21 protein-coding genes, 1 pseudogene and 1 riboswitch are annotated in these 22,945 nt (G+C 67.5%); of the genes and pseudogenes, 8 read left to right on the top strand and 14 right to left on the bottom strand.

Translation table 11 applies throughout. The features are described from left to right. Nucleotides 1–39: 39 nt before the first annotated feature. The 3 genes from AC1DHX_RS04945 to AC1DHX_RS04935 are packed head-to-tail and all read right to left on the bottom strand — an operon-like array spanning nt 40 to nt 1,973. Nucleotides 40–1,248: an O-succinylhomoserine sulfhydrylase gene (locus tag AC1DHX_RS04945; protein WP_476860345.1), complete on the bottom strand. Its 1,209-nt coding sequence runs from the start codon at nt 1,246–1,248 to the stop codon at nt 40–42. Then, a complete protein-coding gene (locus tag AC1DHX_RS04940; protein WP_476850764.1) occupies nt 1,249–1,668 on the bottom strand; it encodes a rhodanese-like domain-containing protein in 420 nt (139 codons plus the stop codon). Then, entirely contained in the window at nt 1,665–1,973 is a 309-nt protein-coding gene (locus AC1DHX_RS04935) for a DUF1737 domain-containing protein (protein ID WP_230008543.1), read from the bottom strand. Before AC1DHX_RS04935 ends, AC1DHX_RS04940 begins: the two co-directional genes overlap by 4 nt. Nucleotides 1,974–2,000: 27 nt before the next feature. Then, nucleotides 2,001–2,114, bottom strand: a riboswitch (SAM riboswitch). A gap of 318 nt (nt 2,115–2,432) precedes the next feature. Between AC1DHX_RS04935 and AC1DHX_RS04930 the strand changes: the two genes are divergently transcribed. After that, nucleotides 2,433–3,386, top strand: coding sequence for an ATP-grasp domain-containing protein (locus AC1DHX_RS04930; protein WP_230008542.1), 954 nt, complete (start codon nt 2,433–2,435; stop codon nt 3,384–3,386). Between the two features lie 72 nt (nt 3,387–3,458). Here AC1DHX_RS04930 and AC1DHX_RS04925 read toward each other — a convergent pair whose 3' ends face one another. Next, nucleotides 3,459–4,427, bottom strand: coding sequence for an aminodeoxychorismate lyase (locus AC1DHX_RS04925; protein WP_476850762.1), 969 nt, complete (start codon nt 4,425–4,427; stop codon nt 3,459–3,461). 93 nt (nt 4,428–4,520) lie between these two features. Between AC1DHX_RS04925 and cls the strand changes: the two genes are divergently transcribed. After that, complete coding sequence (cls, locus tag AC1DHX_RS04920; RefSeq protein WP_374706716.1) at nt 4,521–5,996, top strand: cardiolipin synthase; 1,476 nt, start codon at nt 4,521–4,523, stop codon at nt 5,994–5,996. Between the two features lie 24 nt (nt 5,997–6,020). Here the strand turns inward: cls and pabB are convergent, their stop codons facing one another. From pabB to AC1DHX_RS04900, 4 genes are all read right to left on the bottom strand, one after another. Then, nucleotides 6,021–8,087, bottom strand: a complete 2,067-nt coding sequence (gene pabB, locus AC1DHX_RS04915; protein WP_476860344.1) for an aminodeoxychorismate synthase component I — start codon at nt 8,085–8,087, stop codon at nt 6,021–6,023. Next, nucleotides 8,084–8,656: a low molecular weight protein-tyrosine-phosphatase gene (locus AC1DHX_RS04910; protein ID WP_476860343.1), complete on the bottom strand. Its 573-nt coding sequence runs from the start codon at nt 8,654–8,656 to the stop codon at nt 8,084–8,086. The genes pabB and AC1DHX_RS04910 overlap by 4 nt, the downstream gene beginning before the upstream one ends. A 75-nt stretch (nt 8,657–8,731) precedes the next feature. Further along, the gene (locus AC1DHX_RS04905; protein ID WP_476860342.1) at nt 8,732–9,271 is read right to left on the bottom strand and encodes an NUDIX hydrolase; all 540 of its coding nucleotides are present in this window, start codon (nt 9,269–9,271) and stop codon (nt 8,732–8,734) included. A 49-nt stretch (nt 9,272–9,320) separates the two neighbouring features. Next, nucleotides 9,321–9,800: a MarR family winged helix-turn-helix transcriptional regulator gene (locus AC1DHX_RS04900; protein WP_476860341.1), complete on the bottom strand. Its 480-nt coding sequence runs from the start codon at nt 9,798–9,800 to the stop codon at nt 9,321–9,323. A gap of 124 nt (nt 9,801–9,924) precedes the next feature. Here AC1DHX_RS04900 and AC1DHX_RS04895 point away from each other — a divergent pair, with 124 nt between their 5' ends. The 6 genes and pseudogenes from AC1DHX_RS04895 (at nt 9,925) to AC1DHX_RS04870 (ending at nt 16,654) form a co-directional block, all read left to right on the top strand. Next, nucleotides 9,925–10,860: an SDR family NAD(P)-dependent oxidoreductase gene (locus tag AC1DHX_RS04895; protein ID WP_476860340.1), complete on the top strand. Its 936-nt coding sequence runs from the start codon at nt 9,925–9,927 to the stop codon at nt 10,858–10,860. A 1-nt stretch (nt 10,861) separates the two neighbouring features. Further along, nucleotides 10,862–11,755 carry an amidohydrolase family protein gene (locus AC1DHX_RS04890; protein ID WP_476860339.1) on the top strand — a complete coding sequence of 298 codons (894 nt, stop codon included), beginning with the start codon at nt 10,862–10,864 and terminating at the stop codon, nt 11,753–11,755. Nucleotides 11,756–11,762: 7 nt separating this feature from the next. Next, on the top strand, nt 11,763–13,007 hold the full coding sequence (locus tag AC1DHX_RS04885; protein ID WP_476860338.1) for an acyl-CoA dehydrogenase family protein: 1,245 nt from the start codon (nt 11,763–11,765) through the stop codon (nt 13,005–13,007). Between the two features lie 86 nt (nt 13,008–13,093). Next, nucleotides 13,094–13,549 carry a MaoC family dehydratase gene (locus AC1DHX_RS04880; protein ID WP_018774069.1) on the top strand — a complete coding sequence of 152 codons (456 nt, stop codon included), beginning with the start codon at nt 13,094–13,096 and terminating at the stop codon, nt 13,547–13,549. A 46-nt stretch (nt 13,550–13,595) separates the two neighbouring features. Further along, a complete protein-coding gene (locus AC1DHX_RS04875) occupies nt 13,596–14,975 on the top strand; it encodes an MFS transporter (protein WP_476857337.1) in 1,380 nt (459 codons plus the stop codon). Nucleotides 14,976–15,017: 42 nt separating this feature from the next. Continuing rightward, nucleotides 15,018–16,654, top strand: a pseudogene (locus AC1DHX_RS04870) (acyl-CoA synthetase). 62 nt (nt 16,655–16,716) lie between these two features. Here AC1DHX_RS04870 and AC1DHX_RS04865 read toward each other — a convergent pair. From AC1DHX_RS04865 to AC1DHX_RS04840, 6 genes are all read right to left on the bottom strand, one after another. Beyond that, nucleotides 16,717–17,340: a LysE family transporter gene (locus AC1DHX_RS04865; protein ID WP_476850752.1), complete on the bottom strand. Its 624-nt coding sequence runs from the start codon at nt 17,338–17,340 to the stop codon at nt 16,717–16,719. Between the two features lie 49 nt (nt 17,341–17,389). Further along, nucleotides 17,390–17,941: a dihydrofolate reductase family protein gene (locus AC1DHX_RS04860; protein WP_476850751.1), complete on the bottom strand. Its 552-nt coding sequence runs from the start codon at nt 17,939–17,941 to the stop codon at nt 17,390–17,392. Between the two features lie 173 nt (nt 17,942–18,114). Continuing rightward, nucleotides 18,115–18,567 carry a hypothetical protein gene (locus tag AC1DHX_RS04855; RefSeq protein ID WP_476860337.1) on the bottom strand — a complete coding sequence of 151 codons (453 nt, stop codon included), beginning with the start codon at nt 18,565–18,567 and terminating at the stop codon, nt 18,115–18,117. A 129-nt stretch (nt 18,568–18,696) separates the two neighbouring features. Then, nucleotides 18,697–19,512 (bottom strand): methyltransferase domain-containing protein, encoded by an 816-nt coding sequence (locus AC1DHX_RS04850; RefSeq protein WP_243180592.1) that lies wholly within the window; start codon nt 19,510–19,512, stop codon nt 18,697–18,699. 299 nt (nt 19,513–19,811) lie between these two features. Further along, on the bottom strand, nt 19,812–21,422 hold the full coding sequence (locus AC1DHX_RS04845; RefSeq protein WP_476899881.1) for a hypothetical protein: 1,611 nt from the start codon (nt 21,420–21,422) through the stop codon (nt 19,812–19,814). A 773-nt stretch (nt 21,423–22,195) separates the two neighbouring features. Next, the gene (locus tag AC1DHX_RS04840) at nt 22,196–22,756 is read right to left on the bottom strand and encodes a MarR family winged helix-turn-helix transcriptional regulator (RefSeq protein ID WP_230010948.1); all 561 of its coding nucleotides are present in this window, start codon (nt 22,754–22,756) and stop codon (nt 22,196–22,198) included. Nucleotides 22,757–22,945 lie beyond the last annotated feature (189 nt).

Raw genomic sequence — 22,945 nt, 5'->3', positions numbered from 1 at the left:
CCCTGGACCTGCTTTGAGCGCCTGGACCTGTTTAAGTGTTTAGACCTGCTTGAGCGCCTGGCCGAGGTCGCGGATCAGGTCCTCCACATCCTCCAGGCCCACCGACAGCCGGACCACGCCGTCGCTGAGCCCGATCGCCGCGCGGCCTTCCGGGCCCATCGCGCGGTGCGTGGTGGTGGCCGGGTGCGTGATGAGCGTTTTGGCATCGCCCAGGTTGTTGGAGATGTCGATGATCCGCAGCGCGTCCAGGAGTGCGAACGCGGCCTGCTTCGCCGTGCGCCCGGGGGAGGGCTGCAGTTCCAGGGTGAGCACGGTCCCGCCGGCCTTCATCTGCTGCACTGCGAGCGGGTACTGCGGGTGGGACGGCAGCAGCGGGTACTTTACACAGCCGACCGCAGGCTGTCCCTCGAGCCATTCGGCCAGCCGCAGTGCGGAGGCCGAGGAATGGTTGACGCGCAGGGCCATGGTCTCCAGGCCCTTGGTGAGCACCCAGGCGTTGAACGCCGAAAGCGCCGGACCGGTGTGCCGCATGAGCTGCTTGACGGGCCCGTCGATGAATTCCTTGGTGCCCAGGATGGCCCCGCCCAGGACGCGGCCCTGGCCGTCGATGTGCTTGGTGCCGGAGTAGACCACCACGTCCGCGCCGAGGTCGCCGCAGCGCTGGAGCAGCGGGGTGGCGAAGACGTTGTCAACCACCACCGTGGCGCCGGCCGCGTGCGCCAGTTTGCTCACGGCGGCGATGTCCACGATTTCCTGCATCGGGTTCGACGGCGACTCGAAGAACACCGCCGTGGTCGGCTCGGACAGCGCGGATTTCCACTGCTCCAGGTCCGGGCCGTCCACGAAGACCGTCTCGACACCCCAGCGCGGCAGGATTTCGTTGAGGATCACGAAGCACGAGCCGAACAGCGAGCGGGCCGCGACCACCCGGTCGCCGGCCGCCAACAGCGCGCCCAGGGCGGTGAAGACGGCGGACATGCCGGACGCCGTCGCGAAACACGCCTCCGTTCCCTCGAGCAGCCGGAGCCGCTCCTGGAAGGTGGCGACGGAGGGGTTGCCGTAGCGGGAGTAGACGAAGCGCTCGTCCTCACCGGTGAAGGCGCGCTCGGCGGCAGCCGCGGACTCGTAGACGAATCCTGAGTTGAGGAAGATCGGCTCGGTGGTTTCCTGGAAGCCGGTGCGGTCAAGGCCGCCACGGACGGCCTGGGTGTCGGCCGCCCAGCCGGCGGCGTCGGGATTGAAAGTCACTTAGATCTTTCCGAGGTTGGTGGGCAGGCCGCGGTTCTTCCAGCCATTGACGGTGCGTTCGCCAAAGCGGTCGGTCTCGCCTTCGAAGCCCTCAAGGACGTTGTACGAGGTGTAGCCGGCGGCCGTCGCGGCCGTCGCGGCCGCGATCGACCGGGCCCCGGAACGGCAAAGGAACACCAGTTCGACGGCGGTGTCCTCCGGCGCCTGCTGCCTTAGCTGTTCCACGAAGTGCGGGTTCGGCGTGCCGCCGGCGAGGTTCCACTGGATGAAGAGCGGATCGTTGCGGCTCTCGCCCGCGGCCGCGGTGTCCGGGATGCCGATGTGGGCCCATTCGCCCTCGGTCCGGACATCCACCAGGATGGCTCCGGCCTCCAGCTTGGCCCACGCCTCCTGCGGGCTGAGGTCTCCGGCGTAGCTCATGCGTGGCCCGCGAAGGCCCCGTCGGCGCCAAATTCGTCGGCGTCGAGCTCATCAACCGCATTGGCCACGGCGGCGTCCGCACTGGCAATCGCGGCCGGCAGGACCAGCGCCTGCGCCACGATCACGGTGCTTCCGTTGAAGCTGGCGGCGGGGCTTCCATGCAGCACGTAGCCCTCGGCCAGGGCGGCTGACACCCGCTCGCAAAAGGCGCGGTCATCCGCCCCGGTGAACAGGCGGTAGGCCAGCCTCTCCTCGCCCCCGGGTGCGGTACCGGGTGCTGTGCCGGGTGCGGCTGTTGTGGGTATTGACGTGTCGGTCACGACGGATCTCCTCTTTCACGCTTGCAGCTCGAATTCTCGATTGCCGAGTATTCACCTGAGGCACCCCGCCGCGAAAGGGAGGGTTGCCGACCGGCCAGTCAGGGCTTGGCACCGGTTCTCATTACTCCCCAAAAACGTAACACCTGCGACGCCGGCCCGCACCGCCGCCGTCGTCATGTTCCGTAACCGGACCGCGGCCCGGGCGAGTAGTGGCGGGCTCCAGTTTCGGGTACAGCCCACTCGTGTCTGCCGGGACGTTTCGCCGTTTACTGGGGGGATTAGGTCCGACGAGTCGGCCGGAGCTGCAGGTGATTCGAGCAATGTGTGAATCAAGCAGTCCCGGAATCGACCCGTCTGTCCATCAACAAGCTGTCTGGGAATCGGTGGCTGGAACGGTCGGAGCCGCAGCCGCGGTCCGGCCGGTGACGGCGGAATGGAGCAATCGTGGGCCCGCGCATACTCGTTACCGGGATTACAAGCGCCGCCGGACGGGCCGTCGCGGCCCAGCTCGAAGCCCGGGGCCTCCCGTACCTCGGCTCCGACGCCCGTGCCGACACCCGCCAGGCCGGGGAGGCTCCCGCCGCCGCGGTCAGGCTCCTGCCGGCGACGAACCCGGACATGGTCCTGGACCTGCGCCGGGTGGTGGACCGCGAAGCCATCAACGTCATCATTCCGACCCTCACCGTGGAACTCCCGGTCCTGGCCGCGGCCCGCGCCGGATTCGCCCAGGACGTGCGGATCATCGTGGCCGACCCCGCCGCGGTGGCCCTCGCCAACGACCACCTGTTCACCACCTGGGCGCTGCAAGCCGCCGGCATCCCGGTGCCCCGGTTCGCGGTTCCGGGCGACCTCGCCGCCGCGCCGGCTTCCCTCGCCGGCCTCAGCGGCCCCGTGGTGGTCAAGCCGCGGGTCTTCAAAGGCTCCCATGGTATCCACCTGCTGGCCGGAACCGACTCCGTTAGCTGGAAGAACATGCCGGCGGGGCAACTGGTCCAGGAATTTATCCCGGGCGCCGACTATGTGTGCCTGGTGTTCGGCACCCCGGCACGCAACGCGATGGCGCCGGTGGCGGTGGTCCTCGAGAAGACCAGGACTCCGTATGGACGCGCCGGCAGCGACGAGGTCAGCCGCAGGGTGCCGGCGAACCAGGCCGGGGATGTGCGCAAGCTGGGCCTGGCCGCCGTCCGCACGCTCGGGCTGACCGGGCCGGTCCAGGTCCAGATCCGCCGCCGCACCGACGGAACGCCCGTGGTGCTGGGTGTCTGCGCGACCCTGGGGGAGAACAGCACCTGGGCCCCGGAAATGCTCGACGCCGTGCTCGCAACGTTCATGCTCCCGGCGTTCAACCCGGCCTCGTTCCGCCTGTGCCCGGCAGTGCCCGCGGACGCCCTGGGGTGAGCGCAACACCAACGCGGGGTCACTTACGGCCCATCCGGGGACATGGGATGGGCCGTAACTGACCCCGCGTTGCTATTCGATGGTCGCGAAGAGGGCGTTGAGTTCGGCCGTGAGCTGGCGCCGCAGTTCCGGGGTGCCGATTTCCTGCCCGTCGATGTGGTTCACCGGGGCCAGGAGCCGGATGCTGGAGATCAGCCAGACCGCGTCGGCGTCCAGCAGGTCCTTCGGCTCCAGCGGGCCGTAACCCAGCTCCCAGCCGGCGGCCTTGGCGGCGGTGAACAGGGCGCCCTGTGACGTGCCGGGCAGGATGCCGCTGTCCAGCTGGGGCGTGATGAGCCGCCGGATGGTGCGGACGCCGCCGGCGCCGTCGTCCGAGGTTTCCAGGTGGGCCAGCAGAACGGTCGACGTCGGACCTTCCAGCACCCGGCCGTCCGCGGACGTGAAGATGACGTCGTCGGCGCCCTGCCGGTGGGCGTAGCGCAGCGCCGCCATGTTCACGGCGTAGGAAAGGGTCTTGGCGCCGAGCAGGAGCCACGGGGCGCGCTCGCCGACTTCACTGTCGTAGCCGCGGTCGAGCAGGATGACGTCGATCCCGGTCTCGCGCTGCCGCCGTCCCGCGGCCGCCGGGGCGGAGGCCTGGACCCAGCATGTGGGGGCAGCCGCGCCCTCCGGCCCGCGGGTGACAATCAGCTTCACCACCACCTCGTCCTGCTCCGCGCCGCCCGTTGCAGCCGCGGCGGGTTCCTGCCCCCGGAACTCGCGGATGGCGGTTTCCACCGCCCGCCGCCATGCGTCCTCGGCGGGGATGTCCAGCTCCAGAAGCCGGGCAGAGCCGGCCAGCCGGGTCAGGTGTGCCTGGATCTTGCGGGGCCGGCCGCCGACGGCCAGGAGGGATTCGAAAACACCGTCGCCGCGGGTGGCGCCCAGGTCCGTGGCCATCAGCTGCGGCTGCGACGCGTCGGCAACGCGGCCGCCGTCGAACGCCGGGTCGAGGAAGACCAGAACGGTCGCGGGCGCGGGAACAGGGGCAGGAGTGGTCATGGCTAAAGCTTAGTCTCGGTGGTCCCGGGATAGGATTTGGTCACTGCCCGTTCGGAACTGTTCCGCGTGGCTTGTACGTTGAGGGGTTCGCCTGTGTTTTGGCCATTTCCGCTGGCGGAGACTTTACCGTCCTGGGCGATTCTGATTTTGACCGTGATCGACTTCGCCATCCGAGTGCTGGCACTGGGCATCATCCCCGGAAACCGGCGGCCCACCACCGCGATGGCCTGGCTGCTGGGCATCTTCATCGTGCCGACCATCGGCCTGCTCCTGTTCCTGCTGTTCGGCAACTTCCGGCTCTCCCGCAAGCGCCGCGCGCAGCAGGACGCGGTCAATACCCGAGTGCGCGCCGGGACCTCAGAACTGGCGATGCTGGAAAGCCGCTACGCCGGACCCGAATGGGTGGCTTCCGCCGCGGAACTGAACAAGACGCTGGGCTCGCTGCCGATGGTGGACGGTAACCAAGTGGAGCTGCTGCCCGGCTACCCCGACTCCATTAAGGCGATGGCCGAGGCGGTCCGCGGCGCAAAGTCCTTCGTCAACGCCGAGTTCTACATCATGAGCTCGGACCACGTCACGGACGATCTGCTGACTGCGCTGGAAGAGGCCGCCGAGCGCGGCGTCGAGGTCCGTGTCCTGTTCGATCACCTTGGCACGCTTCGCATCAAGGGCTATCGCAAGCTGATCGCCCGGCTCAAGGCCAGCAAGATCCGCTGGCGGCCCATGCTGCCGCTCAACCCGCTGCAGGGGCAGTGGCGCCGACCGGACCTGCGCAACCACCGCAAGATCATGGTGATCGACGGCGAGATCGCCTTCACCGGATCGCAGAACCTGATCGAGCCCTCCTACAACAACCCCAAGCACCGCAAGATCGGCCGCGAATGGGTCGAGCTGATGGCCTGCCTGCGTGGACCGATCGTCACCACGCTCAACGTCGTCTTCGCCACGGACTGGCTCAGCGAGACCGACGAATCCATTGAGGAACAGCTCGCGCACCGGCCCGAACTGCACGCCGGCAACATCACCGCCCAGGTGGTGCCCAGCGGCCCCGGCTTCATCACCGAAAACAATCTGCGGCTCTTCAACACGCTGATTTACTCGGCTCAGCGCAAGATCTCGATCTGCAGCCCGTACTTCGTCCCTGATGACTCGCTGCTGTATGCGGTGACGACGGCGGCGCAGCGCGGCGTCGACGTCGAACTCTTCGTCTCGGAAAAAGGCGACCAGTTCCTGGTCCACCACGCCCAGCAGTCCTACTATGAGGCGCTGCTTGAAGCCGGGGTGCGGATCTACCTCTACAAGGCCCCCTTCGTGCTGCACGCCAAGCACTTCACGATCGACGACGACGTTGCCGTGCTGGGTTCCAGCAACATGGACATGCGCTCCTTCTCGCTGAACCTGGAGGTCTCGGTGATGCTCCTGGGGGAGGACATCGTGCGGCGGATCAGCGCCGTGGAGGACACCTACCGGGGCATTTCGCGCGAACTTACGCTCGAGGACTGGATGAAACGTCCGATGGGCGTCAAATACGTGGACAACGTCGCGCGGCTGACGGCCACCCTGCAGTAGCCGGGGGCCGGCGGGACAGCCGACTCAGCCCGTGGGAAACCCGGCGCCGAGCGTCGAGAGGACGCCGAACGCTTTGGTCCGGATTTCGTCGTACTCCTCCTGCGGGGTCGAGTCGGCGGTGACAGCGCCGCCGACGCCGAGACTCAGTTCCGCGGCACCCTCGCCGAGGGCGCTGACCACGAGGGTCCGGATTGCCACGGCGAGGTCGGCGGCCCCGTTCAGGGAGAAGTAGCCGATCGCCCCGGAGTACACGCCGCGCGGCGCGGCCTCCAGCCGGTCCAGGATGGCCATGGTGCTGACCTTCGGGGCGCCGGTCATCGAACCCGCGGGGAAGCAGGCCGCAACCGCCTCGGCCCGCGGCATCCCGGGCCGCAGCCGGGCATCGATGGTGCTCACCATCTGGTGCACGGTGGCGTAGCTCTCGATCGCGCACAGCCGGCTGACGGCCACCGAACCCGGGACGGCGAAATGGCTCAAGTCGTTGCGCAACAGGTCCACGATCATGATGTTTTCCGCCCGGTCCTTGGCCGAAGACTCCAGCTCCTGGCGCAGGGCGGCATCCGTGCCTGGATCTGTGTCCCGGCGGCGCGTGCCCTTGATCGGCTCGGCCCGCATCCTGCCGTCCGCGGCAATCTGCAGGAACCGCTCCGGGGACGTGCTCGCCACGGCGAGCCCGCCGAACCGCAGGAAGCTGGCGAACGGGGCCGGGTTCCGGCGCCGCAGGTCCAGGTAGGCCGGCCACGGATCCACGCCGTGAGGCCCCGCGGGCGAGGCAGCCGTGAGCACCGTGGTCAGGCAGACCTCGTAGGTGTTTCCTTCCGCGATCTCCCGCTGGGCCTCGGTGACCTTCGCCTTGTAGCCGGCTTCCGTGTCACGGGCGGCGAAGCGCGGGGCGGTGGTTTGCGGGGCGCTGACACGCTGGGCCGGGGAGGCATGAGCGGCCGCTTGCGCCGACGCGGCCGCGGTGACGGCCGTACGTGCCGTCTGAAGCCAGTCCCCGGCGTCGGGTGCGTCCAGGGTCAGCAGCCAGGCAGTGCCCTCGGCGTGGTCAAGGACCACGGCACGGCCGGCGAAGATCAGGCAGGCGTCCGGGGTGGCGGCCGTGACGTCGTTCCCGCCGGTTTCGCGCTTGAGCTCGTAGCCGAGGTACCCGAGCCAGCCCAGGGTGAACTCGCACGGGTAGGCCTCGGGTGCGCGGAGCGCGCGGCGGCCCCACACGCCGTCGAGCCAGCGGAAGAACGGGCCATCGGTGGTCACGGTGGCCTGGCCCGTGCTGACGCGGGTCCGTCCGGAACTGTGCCGGACGGCCTGGCCGAAGCGGCCGCCGTCGTCGGCCAGAATGCTGAAGCGGCTCCGCTCCGCGGCCTCCGGGGCCAGTCCTGCCGGGTCCAGGGAGGAGTCGAGCCACACGGCGTTGGGTGAACCGCCAAAGAGCGACGCAAACAGCTGCCCGGCTTCGGGCCGGGCCTCGATCCGTTCTGCCAGCAACTGCAGCCCGCGCCGGGCGGCGAGTTCGGGCAGCAGGGCAGGGGCGACGGCGGGAAGGTACTGAAGGGCCTGCAGGACGTCGTCCGGGGCGGTGCCGTCCGCCAGGTTGAGCACGTGCAGATCCGCGCGGGCCGGGACGTCATCGGCCGCCAGCCACTCCGCTTCCTGGGCCGCCCATTGATCCCAGAAGGGCTCGTAGGTCTCGCCGTCCCGGGCCAGCGCCCGGGCCCGGCGGTCCGCGTCGGAGGAGTCCGCCCAGATCACGGCGTCCAGCAGGGGCACTGCGGCCGCCGCGGCGGCACCGACGCCCTCCACCAGGACGATTTCGGCCGGGCGTGTGGTGCGGGTCTCGCCGTCGTAGTGCCGTGCCCAGTCCCAGCTGACCCATTCCGCGTTCTCCCCGCGCCGCAAGGGCGAAAGCACGGTGGTGACGTAGCGTTCGATCCCCGCCGCCAGCCCGTTCCAGCCGGGATAGATGTCCTCGAGGTGGAAGAGCGAGACCTTGTGGTGCTCCCTCAACCGCGCCGCCAGTTCGATGGCCAGGGTGGTCTTGCCGGAGCCGGAGCGCCCGTCGATTGCGATGATGACGGGTGCGGGGCTCATGAAATAGAGCGTACCGGCTGCTGTGCATTGGGTTGATCACTGCCGTGATGTTGCCCGTCCTGCCGCTCAAGCTCGATGCGTACGTGCTGCACAATCCCCGGAAGGGAGGCCCGGATGAGGTTCCAGGTGGTGTCGAAGTCGGTGTGGCCGCCGTACCACGGGTCCTCGATGCCCTGCTCCAGCGGGTCCTTGTCCGCCACGGCGGGGTCGAAGCTGCGGAGCATGCGGATCTTTGCCAGCGAGACCCGGTCCGGTGCTGCCTGCCGGAGCCAGCCGTAGTGGTCGACGTCGAGGGCCAGGATCAGATCCCGGCTCGCGAACCATTCGGGCCGCCATTCGCGCGCCACGTGGCGGTCCGAAGCGATGTTCTGCGCCGTGAGTTTGCGCGCTGCCCGGGGATCGATGGGCCGGCCGGCCTCATACGCGGTGGTGCCGGCGGAATCGACCACGGCCCCCGTGAGGCGCTCGGCCCGGAATGCCTCCGCCAGCATAAGTTCCGCCATCGGGGACCGGCAGATGTTTCCGGTGCAGACCGCGATGATCCGGTACTGGCTCGACATTGAGGTCATAGCTAAGCATGAACGATCCCGGGCCTCTTGGCTAGCTGGCCCCCGCGAAGTATTACAAAAAATGTCAACTGACTTTTAGTTTTTGTCATGCCCGGGCCCGGGTGCGGCCGGCTCCAGCCCGAGGTGCCGGACCAGCGCGTCGAGGACCGGCAGCTGGCCCTTGACCAGCCTGGACCGGGCTGCGGGCTCGGCGGTCCATTCCGCGCGGTCGATCTCGGGGAAGCTGCCGATCGTGCCGGATCCCCTCGGCCACTCCAGCTCGAAGGTGTTGCTCACGATGCGTTCGGGCCGGAAGTCCGCTTCCGCCGTGAAGACCGTGATGATCTTGCCGGAGGGCTGGCGGAAGTCGCCAAGCCGGTGGTAGTCGGCGGCGGGTGCCGGTGTGCCGATTTCCTCCGTGAACTCGCGGTGCGCGGCCGCCAGGGGGTCCTCGTCGGCGAGGTATTCCCCCTTGGGGATGGACCAGCCGCGGGAGTCCTTGCGGGCCCAGAACGGTCCGCCCATGTGGGCTATCCAGAGCTCAAGCTGCGGTGTGCTGCCGGATGGCGGCGCCCCGCCGGGCGGTGATGCACCCCTTAGCCGGTACAGCAGAAGGCCGGCGCTGCGAACGGTCATGGCTCCCTCCTGCCCCAAGGGTATTCCCGCGGCGCTTGAGCGGCCGCGATCAGGCTGCCGGTCCCCACAGCGCCTTGCGGAGCAACCCCTTGAGGGTTGCGATCTCCGGGGCGCTGAGGCCGGCCAGGGCGGCGGATTCCGCGTCACGCGCCGCGGCCTCGGCCCGCCGGAAGAGGGCTTCCCCCTCCGGGGTCGAGGAAACAATCTTGGCGCGCCGGTCCAGCTTCCCGGGCGCCCGGATCACCAGCCCGCGCTTCTCCAGCTCGTCGATCAGGGCGACAATCTGGCTCGGGTCCAGGCTGAGGAACTCGGCCATCTCCCGCTGGGTTGGTTCCAGCCCGCTGTTGGCCAGGGCCAGCACCGAATAGGAACGCTCCTTGAGATCGAACGCGGCCAGGGCGCGGTTGTTCAGGACCGACCCGCCGGCATGCAGCTTGGCCAGCAGGAAACCCGCGTCCAGGCTGATGGTTGCCGCCGTGAGCTTCTCCACAGGCTCGGTGCCCGGCTCGTCGTCAACTTCGGTCGCCATGCCCAACTCCAATAGTCCAAAAAATAAATCGTTGACTTTTTCAACTATCCATATTTTCATGGATACAGAACAGCATCCCACGCCGCGGGGCCGGATGCACAAGGCAGCTAGCAAAGGAGCGGCAATGAGCCTGTCAGGAAAAGTAGCAATCGTCACCGGAAGCGGACGGGGCCTCGGCCTGGCCTACGCCCGGGAACTGGCCCGCCATGGCGCCGCCGTCGTCGTCAACGATGTGGACGCCGAGGTCGCCGCCGACGCTGTCCGGACGATTCAGTCCGACGGCGGCCGCGCAGCCGCCGTCGTCGCCCCGGTGGGCAGCTCCGACGCCGCCAAGAAGCTCGTGCAGGCGGCCGTCACGGAGTTCGGCCGGCTGGACATCCTGGTCACCAACGCCGGCATCCTGCGGGACAAGAGCCTGCTGAAGATGACGGACGAGGACTTCGACGCCGTGATCAACGTCCACCTGCGCGGCACCTTCACCTGCGCCCGGGAGGCCTTCGGCTACTTCAAGGAGCACGGCATTCCCGGCCGCATCATCACCATCGGCTCCCCGACGGGCCAGCGCGGCAACTTCGGCCAGACCAACTACGCCGCCGCGAAGGCCGGAATCGTGGGCATGGTGCGCACCTGGGCGCTGGAAATGAAGAAAGCCGGCGTCACCGCCAACGCCGTCATTCCCGTGGCCGCCACCGCCATGACCAAGACCGTCCCGTACTTCCAGAAGGCCGTCGAGGCCGACGAGCGCGGCGAGACGATGCCGGCCTTCTTCCGCCACGACCTCGGGTTTGGCACGGCCGGCGACGTCGCCGGGCTGGTGGCCTTCCTGGCCTCCGACGCGGCCGCCGGCGTCACCGGCCAGGCAATCGGAGCGGGCGGTGACCGGCTGCAACTCTGGACCCACCCCGACGCCGCCGCCACCGAATACCGCGAGGGCGGCTGGGGCTACCAGGATCTCGTGGACAACTTCGGCGCGCTCTTCGGGGACAAGCTGCAAAGCGTCGGCGAGGACTTCCTGCCGCTGCCGGCGGAACTGCAGCCCGAACCGGCCGAGGTCCGCTGAGATGGCTGCCGAGCGCTACGAACCCGGCATCGACGCCGCCTCACTCGATGCGATCGACATGCACGTCCACCTCGAAGTGGACGGCCACGGCCACGAGTCCCTTCCGGCGGCCCTGACCGAGGCCTCCGCCAAGTACTTCAAGGCCGAGGACCGCAGCCCTTCGCTGGACCGGATCGCCGAGGTCTACCGCGAACTGAACATGGCCGCCGTCGTCTTCACCGTCGACGCCCGGACCCAGCTCAAGCACGAGCCCAACAGCATCCCGGACCTCATTGCCGGGGCGGCGCGGAACAACGACGTCCTGATCCCCTTCGGGAGCGTGGACCCCCGCACCGGCGCCGAGGCGATCCAGGGCGCCAAGTACCAGGCAATCGACCTCGGCGTGCGCGGGTTCAAGTTCCACCCGAGCCTGCAGGGCTTCGACCCCTCCAACGAGCAGTTCTACCCGCTCTGGGAAACCCTGCAGGAACTGCGCCTGCCGGCCATCTTCCACACGGGACAGAACGGCATGGGGGCCGGGCTCCCGGGCGGGTACGGCATCAAACTGGCCTACTCCAACCCGCTCCTGCTCGACGCCGTGGCCGCGGACTTCCCGGAGCTGCAAATCATCATGGCCCACCCCTCGGTGCCGTGGCAGGACGAGGCCAACTCGATCGCCACGCACAAGGCCAACGTGTTCATCGACCTCTCCGGCTGGTCCCCGAAGTACTTCCCGGAGTCCCTGGTCCGGATGGCCAACTCGGTCCTGCAGGACAAGGTCCTGTTCGGCACCGACTTCCCGCTCATCACCCCGCAGAAATGGCTGGGCGCCTTCGCGGACCTGCCGCTGAAGGACGAGGTCCGGCCCAAGATCCTCAAGCACAACGCCGTCCGCCTGCTCGGGCTCGGTGGCTGAGGTGTCCGTGGAAACCGCGCCCCAGACAACAGCCCAGGAGCGCCTCTACGGCGTCTGCGACTACTACGACGCCGAATCCCTCCTCACCGACGGGGAGCGGAAAGTGCTGGGGCGGCTGCGGGAGTTCCTGGACACCCAGGCCCGGCCGCTCCTGGCCGACTACTGGGAGCGCGGCGAGTTCCCGGACCAGCTCGCGCGGCCGCTGATCGATCTGGACCTCATGGAACCGGCGGAACTGACCGGCGCCCCGGGTGCGGGTCAGACACCGGCCCGGGGCATCTACCAGGGCTTCCGGATCTTCGAACTCGCCCGCACGGACGCCTCGCTGGCCACCTGGTACACGGCCCAGGCCGGGCTGTTCCGGACCGCCATCCGGGTCGGGGCCTCCGCGGAACAGCAGGCCGAATGGATGCCCAGGGTCATCGACTTCTCGCTCAAGGGCGTCTTCTCGCTGACCGAGCCGGAATCCGGCTCCGACATCGCCGGCGGACTCGCGACGACGGCCCGCAGGGAAAAGGGGCGTGAGACCGGCCCGGACGGCGACACCTGGGTCCTGGACGGCGCCAAGCGCTGGATCGGCGGCGCGGCAACGGCCGACGTCCTTGCCGTCTTCGCCCGCGACGTCGCCGACGGCCAGGTCAAGGCTTTCCTCGTGGACCGCGAGGCGGCCGGCGTGACTCTGGAGAAGATCCACGGCAAGACCGCGCTGCGGATGATGCAGAACGCCCACATCACCCTCAACGGCGTCCGCGTCCCCGAGGCCAGGCGGCTCCACAACGTGAACTCGTTCCGGGACGTGGCGGCGATGCTGCGGGCCATGCGCTCGGACGTCGCGTGGATCGCCGCCGGCATCGCGGCAGGAGCTTTCGAAGCCGCGCTGCGCTACGTCTCCGGGCGCCGGCAGTTCGGCCGCCCGCTCGCGTCCTTCCAGCTCGTCCAGGAAAAGCTCGCCCGGATGCTCGGCAACGTCACCTCGGCGCTGTCCCTGGTGGTCCGGCTGACCGAACAGCAGGAGAAGGGCATCTACCGGGACCAGGATTCGGCCCTGGCCAAGATGCAGACCTCCCTGCTGATGCGCGAGACCGTGGCGCTGGCCCGCGAAGTGGTGGGCGGCAACGGCATCACGCTCGCGGCCGACGTCGCACGGTTCCATGCCGATGCAGAGGCCGTCTACTCCTATGAGGGGACCCACGAGATCAATGCCCTGATCGTCGGCCGGGCACTCACCGGCCACAGCGCCTTCACCCACTGACGCTCTTTACCCGCTGACGCTCTTTACCCGCTGACGGTGTTCCGCCGTCGTCGTACAACCAAACCCAACCGCTCCAGGAGCCAAAGATGCCCAACCTCGTCGTCGACTTCGACAAACTCCTCACCCTCGCCGGCACCGACCTCGGCGTCACCGACTACCGTGAAATCACCCAGGAACAGATCAACAAGTTCGCCGACGCCACGGGCGACGACCAGTGGATCCACGTGGACCCGGAACGCGCCAAGGACGGCCCGTTCGGCGCCCCGATCGCCCACGGCTTCCTCACCCTCTCGCTCATCATCCCGTTCTGGGGCGAGCTGTTCGACGTCGACGGCGTCACCACCAAGGTCAACTACGGCCTCGATAAGGTCCGCTTCACCTCCCCCGTCAAGGTGGGTTCGCGCATCCGCATGCGGGCCACCATCGCGGAAGTCACCGAGGTCAAGGGCGGCGCCCAGATCAAGGTGGCCAACACGATCGAGATCGAAGGCCAGGAACGCCCGGCCGTCGTGGCCGAGTTCCTCGCCCGCTTCTACAAGTAAACCGCCACACCCCTTCACCATCCCCCCTCTGCCATAAGGAACAACGATGTCCCAAATTTCGCAGTTGCAGGCCATGGACGCGGGTACGCGTCGCCGTGAAGCACGGACCGTCATTGCCTCCAGCTATCTCGGCAGCACCATCGAGTACTACGACTTCCTGCTCTATGCCACGGCCGCCGCGGTGGTCTTTCCCAAGGTGTTCTTCTCCGGCGCGGACGAATGGGTGGGGGTGGTGGCCGCTTACGGGACGTTCGCCGCCGGCTACGTGGCACGGCCCCTCGGCGGCATCATCTTCGGCCACTTCGGCGACCGGCTGGGACGCAAGAACATGCTGATTGTCTCGATGCTGGTCATGGGCATCGCCTCCACCCTGATCGGACTGGTGCCCGGCGCCGCGGTGGCCGGAGCCTGGGGTGCCGTGATGCTCGTGATCCTCCGGGTCTGCCAGGGCATTGCCGTCGGAGGGGAGTGGGGCGGCGCCGCCCTCATGGCGCTGGAGCATTCGGAATCGGGCAAGCGCGGCTTCGCGGCTTCGTTCGTCAACGCCGGCGCCCCCACCGGCGCGGTGCTGGGCACCCTGGTGATGGGCGCGTTCGCGGCCCTGCCCAACGAGCAGTTCCTGGCCTGGGGCTGGCGCGTGCCGTTCCTGCTGTCCTTCGTCCTGCTGGGCATCGGCATGTTCGTCCGGCTCAAGGTCTCCGAAAGCCCCATCTTCAAGGCGGCACTGGAACAAGAGAAAGCCGAGCGGGAACAGGCCGAACGGGACAACACCCAGCGGACGGTGCCGGGCAGCGCGCCGGTGCGCCGCGAGATTCCCCTCCTGCAGGTCCTGCGCCGGCCCAAGACCCTGATCTTCACCATGCTGGCCGGCGCGGCCGGGTTTGCGCTCCAGGTGGTGCTGGCCACGTTCTCCGTGACCTACGCCGTGTCCAAGGGTGCGGACCGGCAGGGCGTTCTCTACGCCTTCGCGGCCGCCTCCTTCGTGTCCATCGCCTTCGTGATCATGGGCGGCCGGCTCTCCGACAAGCTGGGACGGCGGCCCGTCATGATCGGCGGCCTGGTGCTCTTCATCCTGTACCTCACGCCGATGTTCCAGCTCCTGTCCTCCAACAACATCGGGCTGATCTTCGTGGCCTTCGCCGTGGGCCTCATGATCCATTCCACCCTGTTCGGCCCGCTCGCGGCGTTCGTGTCCGAGCAGTTCGGCACCACCTCGCGCTACACCGGCGCCTCGCTGGGCTACCAGCTCGCCACGCTCCTCGGCGCGGGATTCACGCCGGGCATCGTGGCGCAGATCTTCAAGGATTCCGGACAGGACACGGCCGCCGTGGTCTGGTACCTGACCATCATGTCCGTCGTGTCGATCGTCTTCATCCTGCTGACGCGAGAGCCCAAGAACAACGATCTGCAGACTGTCCGGTCCTAACCAGGCCCGCTGGCGCTACCGTCTAACTAGAAAGGATTTTCCGTGGAGAATTTTGGCATCGGCTCGTGGCTGCAACGGCGCCGCCCGAAGTCGGGCACCAAGACCGCAATCATCGCCGGGGAACGCAGTCTCAGCTACAGCGAGCTCGCGGGACGCTCCACCCGGCTCGCCAACGCCCTCCGGGACCGCGGCGTAATCAAAGGCGACAGGGTGGCCTACCTGGGCGAAAACGATCCCTCCTTCCTGGAGACCCTCTTCGCCGCCGGCCTGGCCGGTGCCGTCTTCGTCCCGCTGAACACCCGGCTCGCGCCGCCCGAGATCCAGTTCCAGCTCAGGGACAGCGGCGCTGTCGTGCTGGTCCACTCGGCGTCGCTCGCGGTGCTCGCCGAACGCGGCTCGGCGGAGACGGCCGTGGGTTCGCGGATCGTCGTCGACGAGTCGACAGCGCCAGCCGAAACAGTGCCCGATCCAACGCTGCCCGATTCAACGCTGCCCGATTCAACGCTGCCCGACGGCGGGGCCGACGGCGGCGCTGGCCGGGGAACCGCCGTGGAGGCGTATGAGAGGCCGTCATTGCGTCCGGTGCGGCGCTGGCGCCGGACGAGCCCGTGGGCCTGGACGACGCCGCCATGATCCTCTACACCTCCGGAACCACCGGAAACCCCAAAGGCGCGCTCCTGACCCACGGCAACATCACGTGGAACTGCATCAACGTGCTGGTCGATTTCGACTTTGCCTCCACCGACGTGGCTCTCATGATCTCCCCGATGTTCCACGTCGCCTCCCTGGACATGGGCGTCCTGCCCACGCTCCTCAAAGGTGGCACCGTGATATTGGAGGCCAAGTTCGATCCCCGCCGGACGCTCGAGCTGATCCAGCAGCACCGCGCAACGACTATCAGCGGGGTGCCCACGACCTACCAGATGCTGTGCGAGCACCCGGACTGGGACGCCACGGACCTCAGTTCGCTGAACAAACTGACCTGCGGCGGATCCGCGGTGCCGATGCGGGTCCTGGAAGCCTACGAGCGGAGGGGGCTGCGCTTCTCCAACGGCTACGGTATGACCGAGACGGCACCGGGCGCCACTACGCTGCCGGCGGCGAGGTCCCGGGACAAGGCCGGGTCCTCCGGACTGCCGCATTTCTTCACCGATGTCCGGGTGGCCGATCCCCTCGACCCGGCGTCCGGGCCCGCTGCGCCTGGAATGGTGGGGGAGATCCAGATCAAGGGTCCCAACGTCATCCACCAGTACTGGAACCGGCCCGAGGCCTCGTCGGACTCCTACACAGGGGACGGCTGGTTCAAGTCCGGCGACATGGGCTACAAGGACCCGGACGGTTTCGTGTTCATCTCCGACCGGCTCAAGGACATGATCATCTCCGGCGGGGAGAACATCTATCCCGCCGAGGTGGAGCAGGCGATCGCCGAGCTCGACGCCGTCGGAAGCGTCGCGGTGATCGGGGTGCCGGACGAGAAATGGGGCGAGGTGCCGCGGGCCGTGGTGCTGTTGCGGGAGGGCGCCCGGCTCACGGAAGAGCAGCTGCGCTCCCACTTGGAGGGCCGGCTGGCGAGGTACAAGATCCCCAAATCAGTCGTCTTCGTGGACGAGATGCCCCGGACAGCGAGCGGCAAGATCCGGAAAGCGGACCTTCGGAAGCTGGCGCCCGGCCACGTCTGACAGGGGAGCGGTCCCGGACGGTGAGCCGGCCGCCGGTGCCGGGACGCCGGCGGCCGCGGTGCCTAGTGGATTGCGGCCAGCAGGACGCCGACGCCGACGAAGAGCCCGCCGAACGTCCGGTTCAGGACCTTTTGTCCGCGGGCGTCGCGGGTGAAGCGCTGGAAGGACCGGGCCGCAGCCGCGAAGAAGAACCACATGACCGCCACGTCGATCACGATCACGGTAGCGGCCAGGACCAAGTACTGCGGCAGCAGCGGCTGCTCCGGCCGGATGAACTGCGGCATGAAGGCCAGGAAGAAGACCACGGCTTTGGGGTTGAGCAGATTGACCCAGAGGCCACGGCGGAACATGGACAGGCCCGGCTCGTTGCGCAGGGCCGCGGCCTTCTCCTGGTCCAGGTCCGGCTTGTGCAGGAACTGCCGGATGCCCAGGTAGACCAGGTAGGCGGCGCCGGCGTAGCGGATCACGTTGAAGGCAACCGGTGAGCTCGCCACGAGCACCCCGACGCCGAGGGCCACGATCAGGATGTGCACCACGAGGGCGGCCTGCTGGCCCAGGATGCCCCAAAGGGACCGGCGGAATCCCGAGTTCAGGGAGTTGCTCATGGTGTTGATGGCGCCCGCGCCGGGAGTGAAGCTGATCAGGACGCCGGCGCCGGCCAGGGCCAGCCAAAGGGAGGGTTGCACCAGGTAAGTTTACGGTCCCGGCCGTGGCGGGTCCGATTGATGACGGGAGTCAGTCGCGGCGGAGGCCGTAGCTGAGAATCATGTTGCCTTTGCTGGTCTGCTGGGACGACTGCAGCTCCAGCCGGGTGAGGGCATCGCCGTCGTTGAACAGCCGCCGCCCGCTGCCGGCGATCACGGGATGGACGATCAGCATCAAGGTGTCGAGCAGCCCGGCGAACAGTAACTGGTGGACCAGCGAAATGCTGCTGAAGATCCCGATTTCGCCGCCGTCGCTGTTCTTCAGGGCCGCGACGAAGTCTTCCAGCGGGCCCTCGATCAGGCGTGAATTTTGCCAATCCAGCTCGCCTGTCAGGGTCCTGGACGCGACAAATTTCGGCAGCGGATTGATGAATCCGGCAAAGTCCGCGTCGCTTTCGGCGTTGGGCCAGTATTCTGCCCATTGCTGGTAGCCCACGCGGCCGAGGAGCGCAGTGTCGATCCGGCCCATCATCTCGCCCATCCCGGCGCCGAGCTCTTCGTCGAAGCTGTCGAATTGCCACTTGAACGGGTCTTCAACCACGCCGTCCACAGAGCAGAAAAGGCCGGCCGTCAATTTGCGCATGGGTTTCTCCTTGCCGTGGGTCTCCAGTGCAGATATCTAATGCACCCTATCCGCAGACCCGGAAGCAGGGAATGGCTGCAGGCAACTCGACGGCGAACGCCCCGGAGGCCGGCCGTGCCGCCAGCATCGCGGGCCTTGGGCGTGCAAGGGGCACGCCCAAGACCCGCTAAGGGTTAGCCGTTGGACGTGTAGCCATCCGTGGCGGTGTCCCCGGGGCCGCCATGGCCGCCGCCGGGGCCGCCCTGGCCTTCCTGGGTTGCGGTCACCGTGAAGTTCGCATCCAGCAGGACGGTGGCGCGCGTGCCGTCCGCCTTCGTGATGTGGGCTTCGTAGGTGGCGCCGTCGGCGTCGGTCTCCATCCGCTCGATCGCCGCATCCGGCTGGGCGGCCTTTACCGCCGCCTCGACCTTCGTGGCGGTGTCGCCGGTGAGAACCTCCTCCGTCTTTCCGTTGGCCTGGTGCGGGCCGCGCTGGCCCCCGGTGCCGTAGCCGTCGGTGGCCTGGGCCGAGGACGAGCTGCCGGTGGAATCGGCAGCCATCGCGGGGATGGCCGATGCGCCGATGGCGCCGCCGCCGATCACCGCAGCGAGCATGATGCCCGCGGTGGTCTTGTTGATTCTTGCCATGGTGAAACTCCTTTGCTGGGGCCCGGAATTCCGGGCCGGCCGAGGATTCGGCCTGTACCCAGCCTCAGGCGCGGAGTTATGGCTGCACTTTCGGCGGGCTGTGCCGGTGCTGTGACCGCTGGCCGCCGCTCACGCCCGGGCGATGACCTCGCCGTTGGGAATCAGAAACCAGCCGTCGTCGGTGGAGCCCCACCGGTGCCAGCCCGCGGAAATCCGGGCCAGGTCCGCCTCGCTGGCCAGGCCGTACTCGAGCGCCTGGTCGGCAAAGGACGAATGCAGCACCCGCTCGCCCCACACCCGGGCCTGCCAGCGCCGCTCATGCCCAGTGGCGTAGAGCCAGTTGCTGCTGGACGGCGCCACATCCGTGAAGCCGGCGGCCTGCGCCCAGGACACGAGCCGGCGGCCGGCGTCGGGCTCGGCGCCATTGCGGCGGGCGATCCGCTGGTAGAGCTCCATCCAGTCGTCGAGTTCGGGGATGGCCGGGTACCAGCTCATGCCGTGGAAGTCGGCGTCGCGCACCGCCACTATCCCGCCTGCCTTGGCCGCCCGCCGCATCTCCCGCAGCGCCGCGACGGGGTCCGTGAGGTGCTGGAGGACCTGATGGGCGTGGACGACGTCGAAGGATTCGTCCGGGAAATCGAGGTCGTAGATGTTGCCGGCGGCAAAGCCGACATTGTCCACGCCGCGCTCGACGGCGAGGGCCGCGGCCTGGGCGATGATGTCGGGGGAGCGGTCCAAGCCTGTGACCCTGCCCGGCGCCACCAGCTCCGCGAAGTCGCAGGTGATGCTGCCAGGCCCACAGCCGACGTCGAGGACGGAGGTCCCGGGCATCAGATGCGGGAGCACGAACGCTGCCGAGTTTTCCGCCGTGCGGGAGGCATGGGCACGGACCACCGACTCGTGGTGGCCGTGCGTGTACACATCGTCAGGCTGCTGCGCACTCATAATGGAACGCTACCCTCCCCTGCCCGGAAAAGGGTGGAACCCCAACCACCGCCATTCCCGACAAGTGCCGGGGTAGCGCAGCGATGAGGCGGGCCCCGCCCAGACGGTGGGATTGGATCTGGGCGGCCAAGGCATGCACGTGCGGCTCGCCCAGGCGGCGCCGACGCAGCACCACAGATTTCCACTCCGAGGGAAGGCTTACGAGCTGCAAATCGGGCTGGCTCCTACGCCTTGATCTGGACCCGCAGGTATCAGTGGGGCTGACCGTCAATTTAGGCGGCCGGATCCATCTACCGCCGTCAAACGACCGCGGCCGTGGCGGAGGAGGTCTTCGCGGTGGTGGTGTAGCCGGTCTTGGTTCCGGTGACGGTGACGGTGAGGGTCTTGCCCGCTTGGGCTGCGGCGGGTTTGTATGTTGTGGCGGTCGCGCCGGTGATGGCGACGCCGTTGGCTTTCCACTGATACGTCAGGGTCACCGGTGATGGTCCCCAGGTTCCCGGCGTCGCGGTAAGGGTCGAGCCGACCTTAGCCGTGCCAGTGATGGTCGGTACAGGCGCTACGAGCGAGCCTTTCGCGACCACTGCCGTGGCGGTGGAGGTCTTCGCGGCGGTGGTATAGCCGGTCTTGGTTCCGGTGACGGTGACGGTGAGGGTTTTGCCGGCGTCGGCTGCAATTGGCTTGTATGTTGTGGCGGTCGCGCCGGTGATAGCGACGCCGTTGGCTTTCCACTGATACGTCAGGGTCACCGGTGATGGTCCCCAGGTTCCCGGGGCCGCGGTAAGGGGCGAGCCGACCTTAACCGAGCCCGTGATGGTCGGTACAGGCGCTACGAGGGAGCCTTTCGCGACTGCTGCTGTGGCGGCGGAGGTCTTGGTGATGCTGGGGTACCCGGCCTTGCTCCCGGTTACTTTCAGGGTGATTGTCTTGCCGTAGTCGGCGGCAAGCAGGGTGTAGGCCTTCCCTGTCGCCCCCGTGATGGCGGTTCCGGAGCGGAACCACTGGAAACGCAGTACGTCCGGCGTGGGCGACCAGGTTCCAGTAACCGCGGTCAGGGTCCGGCCCACCTGGGCAGTCCCGGAGATGCCTGGTGCCGGAGTTGTCGACCAAATCCAGCCCAGGTTGAGGGTGTAGGTCTTGCCCCAGCTTGCCTGGCTGTTTTCGCCATAGATTTTGATGTAGGCGCGTCCAACAGGGAGGTTGATTTGTTGGCTGGCGAGCGAGGTTCCGTCAGCGTCAGTGCTGTCGAGGTCGAAGGCGTAGAGCTCGGTGCCGTTGGCGCTGTAGATGCTGAGTGTGTAGGTGGTTCCGGTGCCGAGCCCGGTGGGGAACTTGAAGTTCAGGCCGGCCCTGCCTGCCTTGGGCAGGTCGATCGCGTAGTAATCGGTGTCGTAGTAGTTTGCGCTGAGTGTTGAACCGGAAATGGTGGTTCCCAGGGGCACCACTGTTGCGGTTGCGGTGGTGCTGTTGGGTTCGAGTTCGACGGTCCCCGCGGTCAGGGTGGTGTTGAGGGTGTAGGTCTTGCCCCAGCTTGCCTGGCTGTTTTCGCCGTAGATTTTGATGTAGGCGCGGCCTGCGGGCAGGAACGTGCCCAGGCTGGCGAGCGAGGTTCCGTCAGCGTCGGTGCTGTCGAGGTCGAAGGCGAAGAGCTCGGTGCCGTTGGCGCTGTAGATGCTGAGTGTGTAGGTGGTTCCGGTGCCGAGCCCGGTGGGGAACTTGAAGTTCAGGCGGGCCCTGCCTGCCTTGGGCAGGTCGATCGCGTAGTAATCGGTGTCGTAGTAGTTTGCGCTGAGTGTTGAACCGGAAATGGTGGTTCCCAGGGGCACCACTGTTGCGGTTGCGGTGGTGCCGTTGGGTTCAGCCTCGGACGTCGCAGCCAGGGAGGGCGCAGCTGTCAGAAGTGAAAGAAGCACCGCCAGGAGTGCTATGAGTGCTGTGCGTGCCGGACTGAAAATGCGACGTATGGCGCCGATCCCATGTGATGCCAATTTGTCCCCCTGAATTGTGTACTTGCGCTATTGCAGTCGACAAAGTATGTCGAGAGTGTCCACGCAAGATAATGAAGTGCCCGAATTGTCATGCAGAATTTCGCCGGATTCGTCACATCGAAAGAAAGCTGTCAAGTCGCTTGAGTCGCGGCATGTTGGTTGGGTGGGTGCGGAGAGCTCGCTTTGCCGGGGTCGAGCCTCGCTATTCTTGGGGGGAAAATGACGTTGTGGCGTGACGTTGGCTGCGTTGCTGTGCCACGTCGCAAGGCTAGGTATCCAACCTGTACATTTTCTTGGCTTCCTCGTCGGAACCCGAGTGCTTTCTCGCACGGTGAAGCGCCTGCGCAGAGTGCGGCGCGGTGGTAAATCCGCCCCCAGCGCGAATTAGATGGCATCGACATCATTCGTCGACGTCACCAATTCAGCATCCTGCCTGTATTTTCGACGAGTGCACCGTAGCTCAGGTGGATGATGCCGAAGCCCATTCCAATAAGGCTCTGCTCACTCGATCTCACTGTGGCTGGGATGAGCGACTAGGTTACTGACCAGCAATATATCGACGAAAGGGAGCCTTCACCGGCGTCGCCGCCGTCGTCACCGACATGCGATTCCAGATCGGGGCTGTGGCCGTCCTGCTCTTCAGCGGCTGGCCCTAATGGTCCCGATGGTACTAGTCGCCGCTGCGCCGGGGCCGCGAGTCAGCCGGGGCGCTGCCCCGGCGCTTGCTCCGGCCCGGGGCCGCGGGCCGCTTCCTCACCGGCCCGGACAGTGGCATCGATCATGGAGTTCATGAAGCGGGTGGCGATCTCCAGTTCTTCGGGCGTGAAGGTCGCCATGGCTGCACCCATGTGGCGGGCCAGCGGCAGGAACATTGCGCCGCCGTCCCGGTAGGCCTTGGGCGTCATGCGCAGCTGCACCTGGCGGCGGTCCGCGCCCTCGCGCTCACGGACCACGTGGCCGGAACTGTGGAGCCGGTCGATCAGTGCGGTGGTGGCCGGGGAGCTGAGGTTCAGCTCTTTCCTCAGCACCCCTGGAGTGACAATCTGGTCCCGCGCCGCGTGCCGCATGATGACGGCGAGGGCGTTGAGGTCCGTGCGGTGCATGTCGTTGCGGCCGCCGGCGGAGTCCACGTAGCGGTTGGCTTCGAGGGTGAATTCCTGCAGGAGCCGGACGAGGGGCGGCGGACCGGCGGCTTCGGGCGGGACTGTGTTCTTGGGCGAGACCGCGTCTTCGGATAGGCCCGGGGATTCGGCTGACACGGCGGACCTCCTTCGTCCCTTGATCCTGCCCCGGTGGTCTGACCGCGGCAGGTCGGCGCTGTCGACGGCGCCTTCGGGAGTCTACTGCAGGGTCTGCGGAGAGGCCTGACGCCGGCTGTCTTTCCATTCTCCTCCGGTGCCCCTGGCAAATGGGTTATCTCCATGATGGAGATAGTCTACTATGGAGTT

The organism is Arthrobacter sp. 05N33_2 (genome assembly GCF_056397425.1).
Note: the sequence above shows the minus strand (reverse complement) of the source record. Positions and strands in the feature narration are given on the sequence as shown.